This is a genomic window from Salinigranum marinum (assembly GCF_024228675.1).
Lineage (GTDB): Archaea > Halobacteriota > Halobacteria > Halobacteriales > Haloferacaceae > Salinigranum > Salinigranum marinum.
Window position 1 is genome coordinate 93,296 of the sequence record NZ_CP100464.1, and the last position, 19,974, is coordinate 113,269.

General features: G+C 54.7%; 16 protein-coding genes and 1 pseudogene. 5 read left to right on the forward strand and 12 right to left on the reverse strand.

Annotation, left to right across the window (positions count from 1 at the left end; genetic code table 11):
* The first annotated feature begins 235 nt into the window (after nucleotides 1–235).
* Complete coding sequence (locus NKJ07_RS24140; RefSeq protein WP_318571188.1) at nucleotides 236–1,822, forward strand: ATP-binding protein; 1,587 nt, start codon at nucleotides 236–238, stop codon at nucleotides 1,820–1,822.
* Nucleotides 1,823–2,063: 241 nt separating this feature from the next.
* Here the strand turns inward: NKJ07_RS24140 and NKJ07_RS24145 are convergent, their stop codons facing one another.
* Nucleotides 2,064–2,471 (reverse strand): helix-turn-helix domain-containing protein, encoded by a 408-nt coding sequence (locus tag NKJ07_RS24145; protein ID WP_318571189.1) that lies wholly within the window; start codon nucleotides 2,469–2,471, stop codon nucleotides 2,064–2,066.
* Nucleotides 2,472–2,592: 121 nt separating this feature from the next.
* On the opposite strand from NKJ07_RS24145, the pseudogene NKJ07_RS24150 reads away from it, so the two are divergent.
* Nucleotides 2,593–3,131, forward strand: a pseudogene (locus tag NKJ07_RS24150) (DUF8170 family protein).
* A 716-nt stretch (nucleotides 3,132–3,847) separates the two neighbouring features.
* On the opposite strand, the gene NKJ07_RS24155 reads toward NKJ07_RS24150, so the two are convergent.
* The gene (locus NKJ07_RS24155; RefSeq protein ID WP_318571190.1) at nucleotides 3,848–6,148 is read right to left on the reverse strand and encodes an AAA domain-containing protein; all 2,301 of its coding nucleotides are present in this window, start codon (nucleotides 6,146–6,148) and stop codon (nucleotides 3,848–3,850) included.
* Nucleotides 6,149–6,295: 147 nt separating this feature from the next.
* A complete protein-coding gene (locus tag NKJ07_RS24160) occupies nucleotides 6,296–7,285 on the reverse strand; it encodes a tyrosine-type recombinase/integrase (protein WP_318571191.1) in 990 nt (329 codons plus the stop codon).
* 218 nt (nucleotides 7,286–7,503) lie between these two features.
* Here NKJ07_RS24160 and NKJ07_RS24165 point away from each other — a divergent pair, with 218 nt between their 5' ends.
* Entirely contained in the window at nucleotides 7,504–7,893 is a 390-nt protein-coding gene (locus tag NKJ07_RS24165) for a hypothetical protein (protein WP_318571192.1), read from the forward strand.
* Between the two features lie 492 nt (nucleotides 7,894–8,385).
* Here NKJ07_RS24165 and NKJ07_RS24170 read toward each other — a convergent pair whose 3' ends face one another.
* The 7 genes from NKJ07_RS24170 to NKJ07_RS24200 all read right to left on the reverse strand — a co-directional run bounded on the left by NKJ07_RS24170 (nucleotide 8,386) and on the right by NKJ07_RS24200 (nucleotide 16,589).
* Nucleotides 8,386–9,660 carry an orc1/cdc6 family replication initiation protein gene (locus NKJ07_RS24170; RefSeq protein WP_425504798.1) on the reverse strand — a complete coding sequence of 425 codons (1,275 nt, stop codon included), beginning with the start codon at nucleotides 9,658–9,660 and terminating at the stop codon, nucleotides 8,386–8,388.
* Nucleotides 9,661–10,678: 1,018 nt separating this feature from the next.
* The gene (locus NKJ07_RS24175; RefSeq protein WP_318571194.1) at nucleotides 10,679–11,698 is read right to left on the reverse strand and encodes a DUF7961 domain-containing protein; all 1,020 of its coding nucleotides are present in this window, start codon (nucleotides 11,696–11,698) and stop codon (nucleotides 10,679–10,681) included.
* Between the two features lie 171 nt (nucleotides 11,699–11,869).
* Entirely contained in the window at nucleotides 11,870–12,466 is a 597-nt protein-coding gene (locus tag NKJ07_RS24180) for a hypothetical protein (protein ID WP_318571195.1), read from the reverse strand.
* Between the two features lie 382 nt (nucleotides 12,467–12,848).
* Nucleotides 12,849–13,637, reverse strand: coding sequence for a hypothetical protein (locus tag NKJ07_RS24185; RefSeq protein WP_318571196.1), 789 nt, complete (start codon nucleotides 13,635–13,637; stop codon nucleotides 12,849–12,851).
* Between the two features lie 596 nt (nucleotides 13,638–14,233).
* Nucleotides 14,234–15,754: a HesA/MoeB/ThiF family protein gene (locus tag NKJ07_RS24190; protein ID WP_343230493.1), complete on the reverse strand. Its 1,521-nt coding sequence runs from the start codon at nucleotides 15,752–15,754 to the stop codon at nucleotides 14,234–14,236.
* A 150-nt stretch (nucleotides 15,755–15,904) separates the two neighbouring features.
* Nucleotides 15,905–16,321 carry an E2/UBC family protein gene (locus NKJ07_RS24195; protein WP_318571198.1) on the reverse strand — a complete coding sequence of 139 codons (417 nt, stop codon included), beginning with the start codon at nucleotides 16,319–16,321 and terminating at the stop codon, nucleotides 15,905–15,907.
* Between the two features lie 7 nt (nucleotides 16,322–16,328).
* A complete protein-coding gene (locus NKJ07_RS24200) occupies nucleotides 16,329–16,589 on the reverse strand; it encodes a hypothetical protein (protein ID WP_318571199.1) in 261 nt (86 codons plus the stop codon).
* 254 nt (nucleotides 16,590–16,843) lie between these two features.
* Here NKJ07_RS24200 and NKJ07_RS24205 point away from each other — a divergent pair, with 254 nt between their 5' ends.
* Together NKJ07_RS24205 and NKJ07_RS24210 are read left to right on the forward strand one after the other, a co-directional pair.
* On the forward strand, nucleotides 16,844–16,978 hold the full coding sequence (locus NKJ07_RS24205) for a hypothetical protein (RefSeq protein WP_318571200.1): 135 nt from the start codon (nucleotides 16,844–16,846) through the stop codon (nucleotides 16,976–16,978).
* Between the two features lie 530 nt (nucleotides 16,979–17,508).
* On the forward strand, nucleotides 17,509–18,507 hold the full coding sequence (locus NKJ07_RS24210; protein ID WP_318571201.1) for a hypothetical protein: 999 nt from the start codon (nucleotides 17,509–17,511) through the stop codon (nucleotides 18,505–18,507).
* Nucleotides 18,508–18,670: 163 nt separating this feature from the next.
* Here NKJ07_RS24210 and queC read toward each other — a convergent pair whose 3' ends face one another.
* Nucleotides 18,671–19,369: a 7-cyano-7-deazaguanine synthase QueC gene (queC, locus tag NKJ07_RS24215; RefSeq protein WP_318571280.1), complete on the reverse strand. Its 699-nt coding sequence runs from the start codon at nucleotides 19,367–19,369 to the stop codon at nucleotides 18,671–18,673.
* Nucleotides 19,363–19,974, reverse strand: coding sequence for a GTP cyclohydrolase I (folE, locus tag NKJ07_RS24220; RefSeq protein WP_318571202.1), 612 nt, complete (start codon nucleotides 19,972–19,974; stop codon nucleotides 19,363–19,365). The genes queC and folE overlap by 7 nt, the downstream gene beginning before the upstream one ends.

Sequence of the window (19,974 nt, forward strand, 5' to 3'; positions counted from 1 at the left end):
TCTCCGAGAAGCTCCAGCGTCGGTTTGTTCACCTGAGCCGACTCTCAGGGCGAGACGTTATATCTCAGTACCGGCATGAAACGAATGTAGACCATCGCGAGCGAGTCTATCATCGCCGTTCTCGATGGCTGGAATCCGCGGCTCGCATGACCAAACATCCTGGCGTGACTCGATTGCGCCGACCGCTACGCTCGCCCCATCACGGACTCTTGGAGGTCTTCCTTCGGGTGATACGATGAGCCTTCTCGACACTGCGCTCGCTGTCATCGCTTTCCTTGGATTCTTCGCCATAGTGGAGTACGCGACTTACCAGGTCATGCAACGAGAACACCGGAAGCGGGACATCTACCGGTTGTTTTTCATGCTCGGGTGGACCGGGCTGGCGTTCGCTCACATGTGGGTGATCGCACCCTTCCTCAATCTACCTCCAACAGCCGCAGTTGGACTGGGATTTGGTCTTCTCTTCGTGTTCATCGCAGGCAGCCTCGGTGTCCCGGGTCTGAAATCGGTAGGGGGAATTGGACTGTATCCATTCGCACAGGTGTACGAACTGTTCGTGGTGCTGTTGCTCCTTGCTGAGGGCGTGACGATGGCTGCTTCCCTTGTACCGATCTCGCAGCTGGGTTTCTTGACCAACGTCAGTCCGAGTAGTCCGCAAATCCAAGCGGCACTCGGACTGGGAATCGCGGCGTCGTTCGTCGCGCTGACGTTCTACGACCCACGAGGAGAGAACGGCTATTATTACGCTACTGGAGAGTACTACCAACCGTCTGTCGATTACGAGAAGCTTCGCGAGATTATGGATGATGGACGAACGGAATCTGATGATTCAGTGACTCAGGTGGCTAATTCGGAATCCCCTAAGAAAATTACTGATACGAGCCCTCCGGAAGCTTCACGAACACCAGCGAAAGCGCCCGACAATCCGGAGTTCCAGTACGACTGGACACGCTCTAACGTCGGCTTCGACGACATCGGCGGCTACTACGATATCAAGGAACGACTCGCAGAGGAGGTTCTCCAACCAGTGCGAGCCGAAGCACGCGGTGACGACCGTTACGATCGCTTCGGCGTCGCTCCATCGCGTGGACTGCTCTTCTACGGCCCACCAGGGACCGGGAAGACTCTGTTCGCACGGGCACTCGCTGGCGAACTCGACGTCCCGTTCGTCGAACTTGGACCAGCGGACGTGACCAGTAAATGGATCAACGAGGGGCCTCAGCGGGTTCGTCAACTGTTCGAGGAGGCAGCGTCGATAGGTCCCTGCGTCATCTTTCTCGACGAGGCCGAGCATCTCTTCGGCGGCCGTGACGTCGGTGCTGGCAGCGCACACGCTGAGGACCGGAAGATCACCAGCGAACTGCTCGTTCACCTCACGGCTGCGGACCGAACAGCAATCGTCGTCGGGGCGACGAACCGACCGGAAGACATCGACCCAGCTATTCTTCGACCGGGTAGATTGGCCACACATGTCGAGATTGCGCACCCTGGAGAGGAGAGCCGTCATGCCATATTCCAGGCGAAACTAGGGGGGGTTCCACACGAACTCTCAGGGGACGACATGGCACTACTGGCGACCCGGACGGAAGGGTTCAGTGGTGCCGATATTGAGGACGTGGTTGGGAAAGCAAAACGAAGTGCAGCGAAGCGTGATGCATCGGTGATTTCACTCCAAGACTTCCCGAATACCGACGAACTTGCAACGTTTGCGAAGCGTTCTCTCACGATGGAATCGGCGGAGTGGAAGCCGGAGGAGAAGGAACAGACCTCATCGTCCACCGAGAATCAGTTCGATGATGATTCCACCGTCGGGTTTCAATAAACCATAGTGAGTCGGTACAAAATCGAACATCGAAATGTTACCCCACACTCCACACTGTGGGGGTAATTAGAGAACGTTCAATCTAATCCGATTTCACGCGCAGTTAGTGTCGCGGAGAGGACGGTTGAGGAGTTCGTGAATTGTTCTTCCGATAAAAGTCATTTTACACCAATTCACGGACTTCCCACTTGGAGAGCCGCCGTCGGCCCCAACTAACCCCTCAAAGGAATCTCGATGAGTACTACACCGGACGAGGAGCGTTTTCGTACCGTTCGATTTCGGGGGTTTTCTCGACGCGAGCGTAGATCTCTCGAAGCGTATCCTCGGCACGAAGCAGTTTGTGCTCCTCGAGGAACCGTCGACCGAACTCGCTGAGCCCGTAGAATTTGTAGGGGAGGTCGTTCCGCCGTCGATCATCGGGAAGAAGAACCTCTTCGACGATGCCGATATCGACGAGTCGCTCGAGGTGCTGGCGAATCGTTGTCTGACTCTTGCTCGGGTTAACGTAGTCTAGTTCCTTCAGCGTCGGCAGTCCCGACGGGTGCCCGAGGATGTCCTGAATGAGCGAGAACCGTGTCTCTTGCGTGACGACGTTGAGGCGCTCACGAACGGAGTCGAGTTCGCTCGGGGTCTGGTCGGGAGTGCTCATAACCGGTGGTTTGTTCGGTTCGCTCTAAGGCGTTTCGCTGAAATACGAATCAGTTGGAGACGATATGCTTACTGCATCAGTCGTCACATCGAAGCACGGAGGTCGGGGTAGCATCGGATATATGAGTGAGGACTCGATCACAGTCGAGGAACTTGCCGAGAGAGCCGACGAGTACCTCCACGAGACCTCACTGACGCCCGAGGAGTACGAGGCACTCAAACACAGCGTCGCAGAACTAGCTCCAATCTTCTCGACCGATTGGGCCTACTTCATCCTCGGGAGCTATGGGCAGTCGGAGATCCGACGACTGCAGCTCGTCAAAGACCGACTCAACCGACGCCTCGACGCGTACGCCTTCCTGATTTTCGACTTCTCGCCGACTACACCGACTTCATCGTCGGTGTCGCGGAGCACTCTCGGGGAGGGTTCCTCGTCGAGCAGGGGTACTTCACCGCTCTCGAACCGTACTTCGCGAAGACGCACGTCCTCAACCGCGAGTATGCAGCCCTCGATGCAGAGGCGATCGACACGGACGTCGACGTCGACAACCCGTACAGCGGGATGCAGACCTCGATCTTCGAGATGCTCGACGAGGTCGGTCGGGTCTGTCAGTGGACCACCGAGGACAACCTTGTCGACTGTGCAGAAGACCTTCCGTGAATCGAGAGCATGAGATCACCAGTTACGGCTGAAAGTCTAATATCGAATATTCAACCTCGAGAGTCTGAAGAGGATGTCGTCGGGGGTACTCACCGTTGATGATCGGCTGCAGGGCCGCTTCGTACTCCTCGATCTCGCTGTCTCGTCCGACGATGTCGTCTGGAACGTACTCGACTTTGAGTGTCACTGAAGTTCGTGAGGTTCGTGCATTCTCTACTGGGCGACGATTCAACAACTCGGCTGGGTTGTTGCTCTGAGTCAGACATACATTCTCCACGTGAGCCCTTGGAATGCTCCTGCAGAGTTTCAGTAGGTGAAAAACATCCCTCCCCTACACGATAGCCTTCGGTAGTATTCCCAACTTACCTCCGCTGTGCTGCACTCGCATGAGTATCCAGACAGTGGCAAACAGTTTTCCAACACGATGGCTGATTCATAATACATTCATCAAATGCGATAATTATATGCCAGCTAGTTGCATATATTAGTGTGTATGGGTAACAGACGACGAAGAGACAAGGCTCACGATATCGGTGACTCGATGCCTGGAACCGAAGGTCACAGTGAGGGAACCTTCCATGACCGTTATGACACGCAGACGTTCGATCCTTCTGAAGACGACGTAATGTCAGAGGCAGAAGTTGAGGCGTATCTCGATCAGTCCTCGAAGAAGGAGAAACAGCGCTCGAAAAACACCAAGCGACAGCGTGAGTAGCCTACCGCTGCTCGAGTTGTGACCGCGAAACCCTTTTCATCAGCTCATTGGTCTCGAGATGTTCCCTCAATGCGGCATAGACGTCAGCACAACTCTCGGCGTCGCTTCGGTGGGGAGATCGTGTTGAAAGTGTCTCCCAGTTTCCAATAAGGACACAGCGACGCCGAGCCCGTGTGAGTGCGACGTTCAACCGACGTGGGCCCTCATCGGGGAACTCAAGGAACCCCGAATTGCCGTCCTCATTACTCCGAACAAAGGACACAATTATTGCCTCACGCTCACCGCCTTGGAAGGAGTCAACCGTATCGACAGTCGTTCGATGTATGCCCTCGATATCGAGCCGCTCCAATGCACTCTTGACGGTCCCTTTCTGCGCTGCGTACGCCGTAATGACACCGATATCACTAGGTTTGACACCACTTTGCACGAGTAATTTCACATGATCTGCGACGAGTTGCGCCTCAGTGGGGTTCTGCCTTGATTTTGTCTCCTTATCCCAGACTTCGCGACCGTCGATATCGACGCCCATCAAGGGTGTCAATCCGTCAATTCGCCAGTCTCTGTTTCGCTCCCCATGTTCGAGGATGCCATCATAGAACGCCTTGTTGGGGAATGTGGCGATCGCCTCGTTCATCCGGTACTGTCGACGAAGCAGGACGGCGATGTCGTCGTCATAAACATCGAGTAGATGCTCGAACAGTGAGATATGCATCGCCTCCTCCTTCGAGTGCTCATCAGCACAGTACGGTGGTAGCTGCTTGTGGTCTCCCGCGAGGATGATTTTGTTTGCTGCATTGACCACGATAGCCGTCGATGGACGACTGGCCTGTGTAGCTTCGTCGACGATGGCGACGTCGAACTCATTTCGATCGAAACGGGCTGCACCGCTGGTCGTTGAAGCAACCACCTGTGCGAAATCAATATTCTCACCGACGTATTCTCGTTTGACCACTGAATTCCGTGAATTCGAACCAACACGAGCGATCCGAAATACCGGATCCTCCGAGTCTTCGGGTGGTTGAGCGAGTGCATGGAGCGTTCCTTCCTCTGGGTCATCGATGGTACTGTCGCCCACAAGGAGGTTGTCCACAGCTTGATTCGAATGAGCTGTCACGAGCACTCGCTCACCACTGTCAACGGTATGTTTGATGACAGCCGTTAAGGTCCTCGTCTTACCGGTTCCTGGCGGTCCGTGAATACAGAGGAGGTCCTCCGCCGCATCTGCCCAGTTAAGAGCTGTTTGCTGCCATTTATTCAGCGAAATTTCAGGGGTGATGGTGTTGAACGCAGTCCGTTTAAACCGTGGTGATCGATCGCCAGTCAGAAGACCTCGTTTGATCTTCGTGGCTTGGAGTTGCTTCAGCGCCGTCAGACGGCGTTCATAGGGGACAGGATTCAACAGTGCAAACGCCCAGAGCACTTCCGACTCGGAGTCAAACGCACGCTTGACCGCGCTTTGATTATCGGTCGTCGACCAATCGATATTGAAGCCGATCTCGTTACCTGCGGTGAACACGACACGGGCTTCAAGGGGGAATCCTGCGTGGCGGGTATCCGAATCAAGGATCACATCTGTCTTCGGATAGATACCGTAGTCCGCGGTGATATCAACGTTCTCAGCATCATTCCTATCGTCACTCACGTCTTTTTGACAGACGTACAGCGTGCCATGTTCGCGAGAGGGCTGAGTTCCGATCGGAACCAGACCGGAGACCGCTTGATTGCGACGTTCGAGTTGATACCGGTCGTTGTCGGTGAACGTTTCCCAACCCGCTTCTCGCTCGGTCTCCCGTTCAGTCTCGACAAATGCATACATCTCATCGAACCAAGCATTCTGCTCACTCTGGGGGATCGGGGTCGTCGCCCTTACCAAGGGCGGAGGAAGCGGTGTGTCTGCGTCTGGTACCTGGGGTGGCTGCGCCGGGGGGTGATCTGGATGCCAAAAACGCATCCGTTTCGAGAGATATGTCTGTTCAATCTCTTTGACAGCAGACGACCGTAGTTTTCGAAATATTTTGCAATGATATGAGACGCTGGGAGATTCTTCGATGGTAGAATACAACACATATTCACCGGTTGGCATTGGATCATCGGCTCCGTGAAGCGGGATAACGTAGTGGGAGTTGTACTCAGGATGTTCGAGGTGAGAATACTGACTGAAGAACTCTCCGATCTCCTCAACGGAAACCGGAATGTCCGTCTCCCACTCTTTGCGAACTTGGTATTGTCCTTGATTAATCTCCAGTAGAGACATCGCAGCGGGATCTGTACTCTCGGCGATCGTCTGGACCCACTCCTTCACAGAACGAATGTCAAAACGTGTAAGCATATAGGTTGTCCATTTGTACATTCTTACAAATTATAATATTTGCTACTGAATTCACTGACATAATAGCTTCCTTCATACGGATAATGAGGAGAGTGGAATTTCGCACTGGTTCTATATCTTCTAAATGAATCCATTATTCGACGTGGGAGTAGTTGGAGGCGATAGTCGATGATACCCCTCTGCCTTGGCAAGTGCGAGATAGGCAGCGTCGATATCGCATCCGGAGAGATGGACGTAGCGGGCAGGTACCTTCGAGCCCTGGACCCAGCCAAACCAGCCACAGAGTTGCGCTTCAGTTAGCCAGTTCGCGAGTTGTGTGGCGCGGCTGTGCCTGAAGTGATGTGGATTCACTGGCTTCTCGATACCAGCTCGTTTGCGGGCACGTTCGAGAAGGCGAAGCCGGATGTAGTTATATCCGATCTGTTCATCCGGAGTTCCTTGGTCGACCTTGCACCAGAGGGGTTGCTGTGAGCGCGGATCTGGATGGGTTTCGAGCCATCGAGTGACATGAGGTTCGGATTCGATAAGCAGGAGACGTCTCGCCCCAGTCTTCCCCATGACGACGACACGCTTCCCGATGAGTCCGTCTTCGATATCTCCGACACGAAGATCGATGAATTCGCCTATTCGAGCACCCGTTTCCCAAAGGACAGCAATAAATGCTCGATCTCGATCGTTCACACAATGCTCAATCATAGCAGCGACATCGTCTGGCGTAAGCAGATGCCGCGGGAGTAGTCGGCGATAGGATTCGGGCCCCCGTCGAATCCACTTCGTCTCTTCAGGATCCTCACCATCGTTGAGCCACCGATAGAACTGCTTGAGACCCTGCTTATAATCCCCAATCGTGGACTGTTCGGATCCACGGATATGGAACCATTCTACGAGGTTCTCGATATCAGTGCGATCAAGCTGATCGAATCGGTCGTCTCCGAGATGTTCCGCGATAACTTTGAGATGAGCAGTAAGTTTCTGACGCCGCGCAGCTCCGATTCCAGTGAGCAGGCAAGCGCGGTGATACTCTCCAATCAAGCGTTTATTGACTTCATGGATCTTCGGAGATCGTTCAATACTTTGCAATATCCGTGCCACACAGGCATCATAGTCCATTGTCGGCATGACAGCCTACAAGATATGCGCTGTGGCTATCTCAATAATCGAGGTTCCGTTTTAGGGCCGCGACTGATCCACTACTGAACAGCAACTATAGAGAAATAAACGACGAGAGAGACTGAGGAGAGCGTTCACACATCGAGACTGGTGAGTAATACTCGGCGTAACCTCAAGTTACCCCACAAATTCATGTATTATGGATTCGTGGGGTAACTATGAACGAGGAGCCACCTGAGAAACCACCGGCACCAGACCTACCGAAGTATCTTCGTGAACCACTCGAGAAACAGTCACCAGAGCGGCTGGAGACGGTTGCGACATACGCGACCGAGCTCGCCGAGTGGAAACGACACCAACGCCAGCAAGAACTCGAACGGCGACGAGCGGAGGACGAGGTTGACGATGAAGAACTCCAGAAACTCGAGGACTGCGGGATCTCTACAGATCCAGAGGAGTACGAGGACGTCCCGAGTAGCGGAGCGTACATCACGATCAAAACGACCAAACAGACGGCCGAAAAATCGTACCGGTACCTGTACTGGCAGTGGCGGGAGGGAGACACGTGGAAAAACGAGTACATCGCACCAGTTAACCCGAAACAATAAGCCACGGAGGAAGCACAACCGACTCATCGACCGGGAGATCAACAGCTAAGAGATCTACCAACGAATCATGGCTGGCATCACATCGATACAGGGGTCTGTTTTGATTGGCAGACGGTGTGGCGAACACATCGATACAGGGGTGTATTAGAGATCTCGACACTGCCCCTGAACACTTCGATAGAGGGGTGTGTCGTGTCGCACTGTTTACCCGAAAACACATCGATAGAGGGGTGTTCTTGACGAGCCGAGGAGGTACAATCGCGTTTTCCGTATTCATCGAACTCGTTTCTGACTTGAAGTAGATCGCTCGAAATTCAGAGATAGAACTCGATTGGAGGCGAATCACACATCGATAGAGGAGTGTGACGCGCGTCTGACAGAGAGCGGACAGTCATCAAATACCGAAACGATAGCAATCGCTCCTTCACATCGGGAGAGAAATCCATGTAGTGGATCCCATCCGGATGATCCACACGTACAAAAAGAATCTTCTTACATCGCGTTCCGGATCTGGGCCTTGACGACGCTTTCTATCTCCGACTGTGAAACCGTGTCGATCCGAGAGTCTTCGCGAAGCGTTTCGAGAATCGTCTCGGGTCGTTCTGCGAACCGGAACTCGAGGAACATGCCCGAGCTGGGACCGTGGCTGCGACGCTCGAATTCAACAAGCGAGTACGTCGTCAGCTCCTTCATTTTGTTGACATATGTCTCTTGGTGGTACTGATCGGCGTCGATGGCGTCGGTGAGGAATTGGTACACTCTGTACCCAGTGGTACTTCGGGCTGTACTGTCGGAGGTCTGAGCGGCGACCGCCGCGGTCGCGAAGAGGCAGAGTTTCTTTTGCGTACTGATGCCCCGAACTACCTCGAGGACGCGGTTCTTTTCGACTTTGTCCTGTGCTTTTCGGACGTGGATTTCTCGGATACGGTCGTTTCCTTCGCGTTCAGCGAGTTCGCCAGCCACTCGCATCAGGTCGATTGCCTTTCGGGCGTCACCATGCGTCTGAGCTGCAAACGCCGATGCGAGCGGTATCACGTCATCTTCGAGAACATCCTCGAAGAACGCGTCCTGGCGACGGCGCAGGATCGCCTGGAGTTGATTCGCGTCATAGTCATCGAAGTGGACGTCCTCGGGAGTGAACGAACTCAGCGCGCGGCTTCCGACCGATTCCATCATTTTCGTGTCGTTGGAAATAGCGACGACGGAGATGTGAGCGCTGAGATCATCGTTGGCGCCGGCTCGCGAGAGCTGGTAGAGAAGTCTCGAAAAGGCTGGTTCTTTCTTATCGCGACGGCCAACGAGCATATCGAGTTCGTCGAGCACGAACACCGCCGAGTCGAAGTTCTCGTTGACGATCCGGTAGAGTTCGTCCCACTTCTCCTTGGTCGCCACCCCGTGTTTGGGGACTTCGACCTCGACGCCGGCCTCGTTGGCAGCTTGTTTCGCGAGTTCGTACACGGCGACTCCCAGCGTGTCGAGGTCCTGGCAGTTCACCTCGATGGTGCCAAAGCGGATATCTCGAGTTTCACAGATGCGGCTGATGTTGTGACAGACGGCCTTCGTGATGAGTGACTTTCCAGTCCCCGACGGACCGTACAAGAAGAGGTTCGGGGGTTTGTTGTCTCCGAGAGCCACACGGAGCATCTTGGTCACCTCTTGCAGTTGGTCGTCACGACCAACGATTCGGTCCTCTTCGACGACGTGTGTCGGGTCGAGAAGGGCTCGTTCGCGGATGAGGCGGTTCTGTTCGTCGAATTCGAGCAACATATCCTCGATCGACTGTGACCCCTCCCCGGAGCTGTCTCGCTCCGGTCGTTCGGAGCTGTCATCATCAACTTCCGAAAACTCGTCCCCGACCTCAGCCTCGTGATCGGTACCCGCCGACGAGAGATCGGCCTGCGTCGTCTGCTCGTCCTCCGTCGAATCCCCCTCTTGAGAAGATCCCTCGGAGTCTTCGGTAGCCATGTCACGAACCTTACTCGCATGGGACAAAAGTGTTCCCCACCCCTATCGATGTGTGAATGGGAGAATTAATCCCGTCTAACGACAGTCTGACGGCTTTCTCGGTCGGTCTTAGTCGGTCATCCCGCCACGGGTGACGAAGTGTTATGGAGAGATTCCGCCTCGAAGAGACAGACACCCCTCTATCGATGTGTTCGATGTCTCGAAGGGGTGGGGGGTAATCGAGGATCGCGACCGTCTCGGGAGAGCTATGACAACCCACGAGAGGCCCGGAATCACGGGGATAACGCCACGATAGGACGGATTTGGAGAGTTCCATCAGGCGGTGAAAGCAGCGTCCTTCCTCTTCTTCTTCTAGCTTGCTAGAACAAACACTCACACACACCTCTATCGATGTGTTCGATGTGTTCTCGACACTCTCAGTTGTGTCCTCTTTACGAGGACGGGTTCGTGCACCGCTTCCGTCTTCTCTCTGACGTGGGGAAGTGTCGGATCCGGGTGTCTCACGGGCTATCGCGGCTGCCTATACCTGTGGATCATTTCGACCCTGCTCGATTGGTTACCCTACCCCTCCGCGTGAACAGATAGAACACATCGATAGAGGGGTGTCTGTGTCAGCAGGAACACGACGACGGTGTGGGATCAGTCCGTGTATCGAGTCCAATGACTCGGTGGGGAGTGGACTCAACCCGAAGCTTTTCGGGTAGAATCCCTCTACTCCCGTCACGTTTCGTATTCACTCTACCATTCAGGGTGCCGTTACACATCGATAGAGGGGTGTCCGAAACACTTCGATACCACCGAGTCACCGTACCATCTCGACTCAGTTCTCGACGAACGCTAAGTCGTCTGGTGTATACGAGTACAGTGGGCAGTCGTTCATGTCACAGTACGCCGAAAGCTCTTCAGGTGGTATCGTCTCACCGTTGAACTCCCCATCGAACGCGACATGGATCTCGTCGCTGGTCTGATCGACAACGACCGCGACGTTGGGATCGTCGTGGTTAGTGTTGATGACCCGATCTCCGAGTACGAACGGGTTCGATGCGGCCTCTACATTCGTGTTTTTGTACGTGTAACACCTGATGTTCTGATTGTGGCAGTAGGAGGCGAGCTTTGCGGGGTGAATGGTCCGCCAGTCACCGGGGCCCTCGTCGAGAATCGAGGGGAACGTCACCTGGATCGCCTCGCCTTCCATGGTCTGGCCCATGATGTTCGCCTCGTGCTCCGGCGGAAGCACGTCGATCACGACACCGACAGACGGGTCGCCATCGGCTTTTTTAATGACCCGATCACCCGGCGTGAACGGACTCGACGGCAGCTGATTCATATGAGCCGTGTTCGGACCCAAATCGATGAGTTCGTTCATCGGCCGGACCGAAAGATGATCCAACTTGCCCTGGGTGTCACCGGTATACTCGGACTCTGCTGTCACCTTCGACTCCAGCGTACGCGTACGGACCCACCCGAGAAGTACGAGCGCGTCTTCGTTGTCACGATGCCACGCCATGACGATGATATCGTCGTCCGGGTCGCTCTCGTAGAGACGCTGCGCAAGGAACGCTGAAACGTCCCGCGACGTCTTGACGTCGACGGTGTAACCGAAAATCTCGAAGTCGTGACCAGAGAAACTCTCGGGATTACACAAGCGCAGGGCTTCGTCGTTCTGCCAGTGCCACATCTCCACCGGGAGGTACTCGCGACAAAACGCCTCGAAGGCGCGTTCTCCGAGATTTCCGATACGCATAAGATCGATATTGCCGTTTCCGGTTTCGGTGACCTGTTTGAGCGCTTGATGATGAGCACGTTCGCGATCGACCTCATCCGGGCGGTAGCGGTACATTCGGGTGAAGGCGATGTTGATATCGACATGAACGTTCGCCCGTGATTCTCAGCTAATAGAATAACCGGGGAGATCAAAGGTTCGGTGGGACTCTCGCCTTGACCAGTTTGCCAGCTTACGCTCCTGACTCTGAGTATCAGTAAAAGACAAAAATACTTCGTAGAATGATCTCTACCGACCTGAGGAATCTATTAAATCACTCATTACCGTCACAATCAAATCCTCAGAGAGGTTGAGGCTATCGAGATATTCGAACAACTCGTCAGCGCTAGGTTGCACCCTGTTCTCAGACTCCCGAAAGTCATTGAGTCGAATCTCGTGGGGGGATTCAGAATCATTCCTCGATAGTGACTCATTGTTATGGACTAGTCGATCGGCGATTCTCTCGATCGTCTCAATGGCTTCTGAAACGTCCATTCCATCAGCTGACCTGACGATGGACCGACGCGTCGTCACCTGCGGCGAACGTTCACTCATCTCGCCACTCTCGCCAGCGACACTGCGGAAAAGCAGGTCCAGAAACAGCGTGTGTATCAGCTTCTGTTTGAGCTCAGGGACGGACTTTTCGTCAACTCCCAGTCGTTGCAGATCGAACTGGTTGAATAGTTGCTGAGCAGTCCGAATCGTCTCAATGAATTCTTCCTCTCGGCGGATTTCTTCATTCGCGAGCCCTGGATCGCCAGATACCATCGCCGCAACGTTTCTCGCTGGTTGCTCGTCAAGACCGTATTCTTTCAATATTGAAACCCACTCGTGGTGAAGTTCCATGGTTATTTTTTGAATCATCTGAAATCACCTCTCAATCTCGGAACTAGTCGCGACTCCGTTATCCCCAAGTCTGGTTGACATCCGACTCCCTTACTCGGATCATGCTTGTTGACAATTGTTCCTGAGAGGCAACGTAGTTCAGCTACACCTCTCCACCACGAATGCAGTGGGATCGAAAACCTCTCGCATAGGGAGAGGGGTTTTCGATTTCCATCTGACCTAGTTTCGTTTTCATGGGTGCTCTTACCCCTCCGTTTTATCTCGTCAAGACGCACACGCCGGTGCCGAACTCTATCGGTGGGAAATAACGATCGATGACAATCTGAGGAGAGCCCTGACAACTCGGGACAAAGACCCGATCTGCGGATTTCCTGAGGAGCCATTACCATGACACCCCCGGTCGAACCGAGAGTTCGAACTCGATTCGTCCATCTCCGGATAGTTCTAATTTGATCTCCGGGCTTCCCTTCTCAGCGAGAGCGGTAAGCCCGTTCCGAGGGAGGCACTCGATACAGGCGTACTTCGCGCACTTCCACAAGAACCCCTCTACTTCGTATTCGAGCTTTCTTTCTGTAGTGGTCTCACGCAGTTCCATCCGTTCGCCCGTGACAGACCCCGAGACGTCCACACCACGTTTCTTGTTCGGCCAACCCGGATTCTCTGTGATGTCAATCTCGAGTTCGACGGTTGGATTGTCAATGGAGACGTGCTGATTCATCTTGCTGTAGAGGTGAGCTTCTCGCGAGACATCGACATGCTCGTGGTCTGTGACACAGAGGCTCTCGTAGTCGAGGTGAGATGTAAGATAGTCTCGTTTACTCGTTACGTGAGCACTCGTCGGTTCGACGCTCGGATTCTGTACGAGTTCTTTGACGAACTCAACCATTTGGGGGTCCCTCACTAGAACAAACCGAGTCACTTCGTTGATCAGTGGGATCTGGTAAAGTACTCCAAGATATATCAGTGGAGGTCCGATGTTTCTTCCGGAGATGTCTCCACTTGTGATCTCACCCTCGTTCCACTCGCTGTTGATCGCTTTTGCCCACTCGTTCTTTCGGAACGTGGCTCTCTCCGGCATCTGTTCCAGCGCTATTCGTCGCAGTTTGCTCTTGCGCACGGTGTCAAATGCGTACGTGCCGAACTCGGACAGGCCATCAGTTCCCTCAGACATGGACCTCCGACCACACTCCCATCATGTCAGCGTGATTGATGAGGAACGGATATAATATTCTCTGTTCTTCGAACAAGTGTATATAAATGGACGGTCTTGATGAGGTGAATCAGATACGAGCAGACAGAACTATCTCTATTGGCGGTTGTCTGAGTTCATCATGGCACGGTTGATTAGACCTGCTCTGGCGTGTTCAATGACCCTTCGAGACGTTTGAGTGGGCACACAACGTGTCGACCTCACGGACGCGAATAGGGACATCCCTTGACACAGAGACGACTCACTAGCATGAAGGCAGGCCAGTTCGGCCGTATCGACGTATGTGCTAACCTTCCGCCGGATTGAGGGCGTCGCAGTACAGGTCACTCTCGGTGAGATCTGGACAACTAATGGGGGACAGAAGTCTTAACCAATATCTCGCGGCGTAATGAGCGTCTGTAGGTTAACTCTCGTTAGAGCGCGTGATCCGTCGAAGCAGCGTTCAGGGGTAACGCTTCACGGACGGTTGGCACACTGAGCGTGATAGAGGCCCTACACCAAGAGAAACCAGAACGGAATCGGTGCAGACTGGGACGTGGGGTCCTCCGCGACTTGATCTAACCGCCACCAGCGAAGAATAGCTGTAGAAAGAGCATCCCGACAGCTATGGCGAGGAATACGAACACCAGTACCCAAGGGTCAGTGAGAACTCGTCTCAACGTCAGCTTGGACTCGGACGACGGAGTCCGGGGTAACGACGCGGAGACTTCATCATCGTCCCTCCGTACATCCTCACGCTCGGTGGACGGGCTACTGTTCTCCAGCATCTGGCTTCCATGACCGTCAGCTTCTGTGACTGTCTGCGCGTTCTCGAGAGAGACTGCTGTTTCTGGGTTGGACATCAGTGCCCCCTCGTCAACAACAGGACGGCCATGGCCGAGTACGCCCTCTACCCCGCACGTCACGCACGCCGCGTTCGGGTGGGTGGTGACCGAGACCAGTTCGTCGGAACGTCCATCGAAGCGAAGGTAGTCTGCTGGGTGATCGTACTCAGTGACTACCTTCGTCACGGTGCGCGTAATGGCGGAGGCGACAACACCGTTGAGCGGGGCGATGGCAGGTTGTGGGGCTCGAACGTCAGCGTCGACGTACCCCCGCTGAATCTCCTCCTGGAGCTCGGCGTCGCCGAGTTGCTCGATCCGCAACTGTTCGGCATCACGGCGACCTAGACAGTCGAAACAGGCGGTCGCACCAGGGGCAACGAGCTGAACCAGGCCCCGTTCTTCGGCGATGCGATCGTCCGTTCCGTCCGTCTTGATCGCGGTCCCTCCATCGACGTAGGTGAGGAGGTGTCTGACGGCGAACTCGTTGAGGAAGAGACGCGCACCGAGACTATCGACAGCACCGACCAGCACGCGACAGGACCACAGCTCGGACACAGAGAGGTCCTGAACTCGGCACCGGCGAGTGATGACCTCAATACCAGTGTCGATCCGTTGGAGGTGGTCACCGACAACGTCTACCTTCGGTCGACCGATGTCTTCCTCATACGCCCCGTAGATGCGGGGGAGATTCGACCGCTCCACGCAATCGTGGTCGACCAGCAAGAAGTTGCACACACCAAGCCGCGCGAGTTCGGTTGCGACGACCGAACCGAGCCCACCGAGACCGACGACGGCAATCTTGCTGTCAGCTAGTCGCTGCTGTCCCTCGAGGGATAGAGCCCTGATCGACCGATCGTACCGTTCCGTGTCGACCGTACTAGTCGGCGCGTCTCTCGTCATGCAGTCGAGCGGTGGCGAGAGCTTCCAGTCCCCACTGATGGTGACCGGGAGCGGTCGTCGCTCTCCTGCTCCGAAATCTTCGTACACCGCTGTGGCCATCCCATGGGAGCCAATGACTGCGAAGGCGAGGGTAGATTCGGGGCAGAGCCCACCGAGCCACTCCGCCATGGCGGTCATGATCTCGTCGTCACGTTCGCTGAACTCGGGATCGCGACTCCAAGGGTGGCTGTGGACCAGAACTGGCACTTGGCCTCTGTTGAGACACTGACCGAGACGGTCGCGCTCGCGCTTGAGCGCTGGGCGAACGGCGTCAGCCTCTTGCACGGCACACGCGGCGTCGTCGAAGACGTGCACCGCTCGACCGAGCAAGTCGCCGTTTGCTTGACGTGTGCAGTACAATAGTGCACACCGCTCTAGTCTATCGTCACGGATCAGTTCCTCTCGCAGTGTCTGGACTTGGCTCGTGGTGAGTATCAGTTGCATAAAAAATTGGGAAGACCGCGCTCAGTCGTGGAGCGGGTTGTTCGAGTGTGGCGATTCAAGCGAAATCTCGAGGATGTCGAGCATCTTCACCAGGTTGTGACGAGACGGGTTCCAGCGAACGTGATGGATACAGTACTTCGTCCACCGTCGGCCACCGGCCTCAACGGTGTGGTACATCGTGTGAGGTACCTCCCCCCTGAAACGCATGCCAGCGGAGATGTACACGTCTGGCTGAGTCCTTGGGTACGTCTCATGCAGGTTGAAGAGTACGTCACCTCGGCGAGAACCATTGGTGTTCTCCCATCCGCGTGGGAACTGGAACTGGCCAAGCGTGACGACGGGACTCTTTGTGAGGTCGTACGACAGACTCGCCTGTTGACGGGCCCCGACAGCCGCTTCAAGCGACCGGATGTCTCCGACCGCACGTGCCCGGTTCATTCACCGTTCACCCGAACACGTAAGAGTCCGCGAGCGGCTGCGCTTGGAGTTCAGCTCCCTCGTCGACCTCTGTGGCCACGACGTCGTCGTCGTTGAGGGCTTCGAACCCCTGGGGTGTGCGGTAGGTCAGGATCTCGTCTTCGCTGAGACCCACTTGGGCCTTCAGGTCGGCGGCTGTCGTATCGGGACCGGCAGTAACCCGCCTTCCCTCAACGACAACGTCGATGTTCTTTGCCGGTTCATCTTCGAACAGTTCTCCGAGGCTCATGTTTGGGCTCGTTGGTGCGGACGTTGATTCGGCCACCCGATCAGGTGGAATCGGGAACGGGCCGGAGGGAATCAGAACCAGTGTCCGCATTGACTGGTCTCGTCTTGATCCCCACCACACGCTTCGGCCGGGATTGTGGAGTAGTCTTCTTCGAAGCTGTTCAAAGTACCTACTAAGAGGAAGTTGGTTTATCACGGGTTGTTCGAACGGATTCGAAGAAAATGCTATTCAAAAAGAACACCACATGGATACTGATGGCGGAGAAGAACTCCAACAAGGTCAAGAAGGCGGCTCGCGAGACGATGAAGAAACTGACGAACGAGGAGTACGACAACGAGTCCGAGCGTTACAAGGACAGGAAGAGTAAGAAGTACACGACTGGCCCGTAACTGTCGATTCCGAGTCCTTGGACGCTTGAGACTCCCGAACCTCACCAACTCGATTTTTTTCGAAGAGTGTAGCCACTACTTGCCAGTGACCGGTACTCGACAGGCATGAGTCAGGCCTCTGTCGTCGTCTCTAGCTAACTGACCTAGTTCTTTCCTGACCTAGTGTACCTAGCCATCTCCCCTAGCATGTCCCTAGTTCTCCTCAGTAGCCTTCGGTGCTAGCTCTCTAGCTAAACGAGTCATAGAGGGCTTTAATCGACCGTATTCGGCATTTTCTACGAAATGTTTCATCAACCGAATTCGTACACGTATCTGCCTCGGAGTGGTCCGGGGAATCAACACCGGCGAGAACAGTTCGCACGCTCACGGTATAATCGTCTTAAGAGGATGGGTTGGGGCGGATTCCAAGTATTGAATCTTGAGGCGGGTGCCGATCGGGGGGGGGACATCTCTGGGAAGTCGTCTCTACCGAGTTCTGAATCTCAACCACTCACGGGATGTTTTATGAATAAATAATTCAAAACAAGTCCATGGCAGGCTACACGTACGGGCCGTCTGAGAACGAGTTAGTGATTAATATCACGTCTCAGATTCTGGCTCGCCTCAGCTCGTCGTTTTCCACAACTGCTGCTCTTGCCCCCACCCGTCGAGACGAAAACGTCCTCGGCTACGATGTAGACGTACTGGATCTACTCGGTATTGTACTACAATTCAAGCGGCCGAGTGTAGTGCATCATCGGACGCTCCCCTCAAAAATTTCGCAGTCAACCCCGTCCGCTCGCTTCCAGAGTAACATCCAACAGTGGATAACACTGCTGGCGAACTTCGACAGGGGCCAAGCCCTCTACGCAATTCCTCCAGTTCATACAGGTAACGAACTGCACAAAGCTCTTGACAAGACTGTGTTCGTCGATGCTCATGGGGTGCTCCCCGGCACCTCGCTTCTCTATTGCCCAAACCAATGTTGCACTCCTGGTGGGAAGACACTCGTTGAAGGGAAGATCAAAGACAGGCACTCGTTCGATGGTCCAAAGTATGTGATTCCACCGGCGTTCGTCTATTGCTGGGAAGACGTTTCAACCGGGCTTGTAGAGGGGAATCTTGGGCTCAAGTTCTATGAAGCAGACCCGAATATGGTGGGGCAAGAAGATCTACCAGCCGCAGAGAGGCGCCGAGTGACGGCGCAACTCAGAGACCTTCGCGATCGACTTGACAACTACGCAAAGGGAAACAGAGAAGCGGTGCTTGAGCGGGTCGAAATGATGCTCCGCTACTGGCGAAAACAACATCAAGAAGTAGACGTAGGGCAGCTCCAACCAACAGCCACCCTCTTCGAACAACTGCGGGCTGCTGACGCCCTCCCTGTTGATGACAACCGAAAGTTCGCTGTCGACGAAGCAATCAGTGAAGTCTGTAATGAAGTACGAAGCGAAGCAAGCTTAAGCCCGGAAGATGGATCAGAGTTCCACCCCGCGACACACGCACTTCAGACAGCAGAGGCCGAACTCTGTATGCTCGGTAGTAAATAATACAAGTTGGCTATTAATCCGGTGAATATCCACACTTTGCTCTATTGAAATCCTGTTACTCAGACAGTATTCTCTACGAGATTGCCGGTACATCGACCCCTCTGTATGCAGCAGACTTCGCTTGTCAGTGTCTGAGGGTTTCAATAAACCCGAAGGTCCAATCTTAAACCTCGGGCATATAAGACGGGCGCTCAGCGTACGGAATCGGGTCTTCAACACCTGCTCTCTCGAATGCCTGGAGTCGGAACGCACAGGAATCACAGGTCCCACACGCTGGTTCCTCTTCTCGGTAGCACGACCACGTGTGTTCGTACGGGACGCCGAGTTCGAGTCCACGTTCGGCGATATCTGTCTTCGACCACTCGACGAACGGTGCCTCTAAGCTGATCTCGGTCTCTGGTTTCGTTCCGACGTCGATCACCTGCTGGAACGCCTCAAAGAACGCCGGTCGACAGTCAGGGTACCCGGAGAAGTCTTCCGAGTGTGCTCCGATGAAGATCGCCGATGCATCCTGTGCTTCGGCGTAGGACGTTGCCATCGAGAGCAGGTTCGCGTTCCGGAACGGCACATACGACGTCGGGATTTCGTCACTTTCCATATCTGCGTCTTCGACCTCAATCTCGTCATCGGTGAGGGACGACGCACCGATACGAGCGAGGTGTTCCGTCTCGACGTGGAGGAAATCTTTGGCATCGACGACCTCGGCGAGTTTCTGTGCACACTCGAACTCCTTTGTCTCCGTGCGTTGGCCGTACGAGGTATGTATGAACAGGGGGTCATACCCTCGCTCCATCGCTTCGTAGACTGCTGTTGCGCTGTCCATTCCGCCGGATACCAGAATTACTGCGTTGTCGTTCATGATCTCGTGTTCTTGTCTATCGCTCGCTCGAACTGCCGTTTCACCGCGTCCGTGACCTGACCCTCGACCGCCCGGGTCGTCGTCTCCGTTGCCCGTTCGACACCGCGCATCGCCTCGCACAAATGCGTCGCCGTCAGTTCAACGATGACGCCCGTCGCCCCGATTTCTGTTCGGAGCCCTTCAGCGATGTCTCGCGTCAACGATTCTTGCATCGTTAGTCGTCGGGACTGCCAGCGGATGTACCGTGGAAGCTTCGAAAGTCCGACGACCGCTCCATTGGGAACGTACGCAACGTGTGCAGTACCGTAATACGGTAATAGGTGGTGTTCGCAGAGGCTATACACTGGGATACCTGTCTTGATGACTGTACTGGTATCCTCACTCGGAAAGGTCCGCATGGTCGGTTTTGCGACCTCGCGATGGCCCTCGGTCAGCGTCTCGAACGCTTGTGGGACTCGACGCTGCCACGTGTCCTGGAGATGCTCTTGATCGGAGTCAGCGCCAACTGCCTCCAACAGGAGTCGTGTTCCTTCCTGTGCTTTCTCCCAATCGATTTCACTGAACGATTCGGAAGTCGATTGGAGTTCCCCATTAGTATCTCCTGGCAT

What these genes read in the sequence shown, in the direction of transcription:
- NKJ07_RS24165 (WP_318571192.1), top strand. Translation starts at nt 7,504, where the DNA reads ATGAACGAGGAGCCACCTGAGAAACCACCGGCACCAGACCTACCGAAG.
- NKJ07_RS24185 (WP_318571196.1), bottom strand. Translation starts at nt 13,637, where the DNA reads ATGTCTGAGGGAACTGATGGCCTGTCCGAGTTCGGCACGTACGCATTT.
- folE (WP_318571202.1), bottom strand. Translation starts at nt 19,974, where the DNA reads ATGCCAGGAGATACTAATGGGGAACTCCAATCGACTTCCGAATCGTTC.
- NKJ07_RS24180 (WP_318571195.1), bottom strand. Translation starts at nt 12,466, where the DNA reads ATGGAACTTCACCACGAGTGGGTTTCAATATTGAAAGAATACGGTCTT.
- NKJ07_RS24195 (WP_318571198.1), bottom strand. Translation starts at nt 16,321, where the DNA reads ATGAACCGGGCACGTGCGGTCGGAGACATCCGGTCGCTTGAAGCGGCT.
- NKJ07_RS24140 (WP_318571188.1), top strand. Translation starts at nt 236, where the DNA reads ATGAGCCTTCTCGACACTGCGCTCGCTGTCATCGCTTTCCTTGGATTC.
- NKJ07_RS24160 (WP_318571191.1), bottom strand. Translation starts at nt 7,285, where the DNA reads ATGGACTATGATGCCTGTGTGGCACGGATATTGCAAAGTATTGAACGA.
- NKJ07_RS24145 (WP_318571189.1), bottom strand. Translation starts at nt 2,471, where the DNA reads ATGAGCACTCCCGACCAGACCCCGAGCGAACTCGACTCCGTTCGTGAG.
- NKJ07_RS24175 (WP_318571194.1), bottom strand. Translation starts at nt 11,698, where the DNA reads ATGTACCGCTACCGCCCGGATGAGGTCGATCGCGAACGTGCTCATCAT.
- NKJ07_RS24210 (WP_318571201.1), top strand. Translation starts at nt 17,509, where the DNA reads ATGGCAGGCTACACGTACGGGCCGTCTGAGAACGAGTTAGTGATTAAT.
- NKJ07_RS24170 (WP_425504798.1), bottom strand. Translation starts at nt 9,660, where the DNA reads ATGTTGCTCGAATTCGACGAACAGAACCGCCTCATCCGCGAACGAGCC.
- NKJ07_RS24205 (WP_318571200.1), top strand. Translation starts at nt 16,844, where the DNA reads ATGGCGGAGAAGAACTCCAACAAGGTCAAGAAGGCGGCTCGCGAGACG.
- NKJ07_RS24200 (WP_318571199.1), bottom strand. Translation starts at nt 16,589, where the DNA reads ATGAGCCTCGGAGAACTGTTCGAAGATGAACCGGCAAAGAACATCGAC.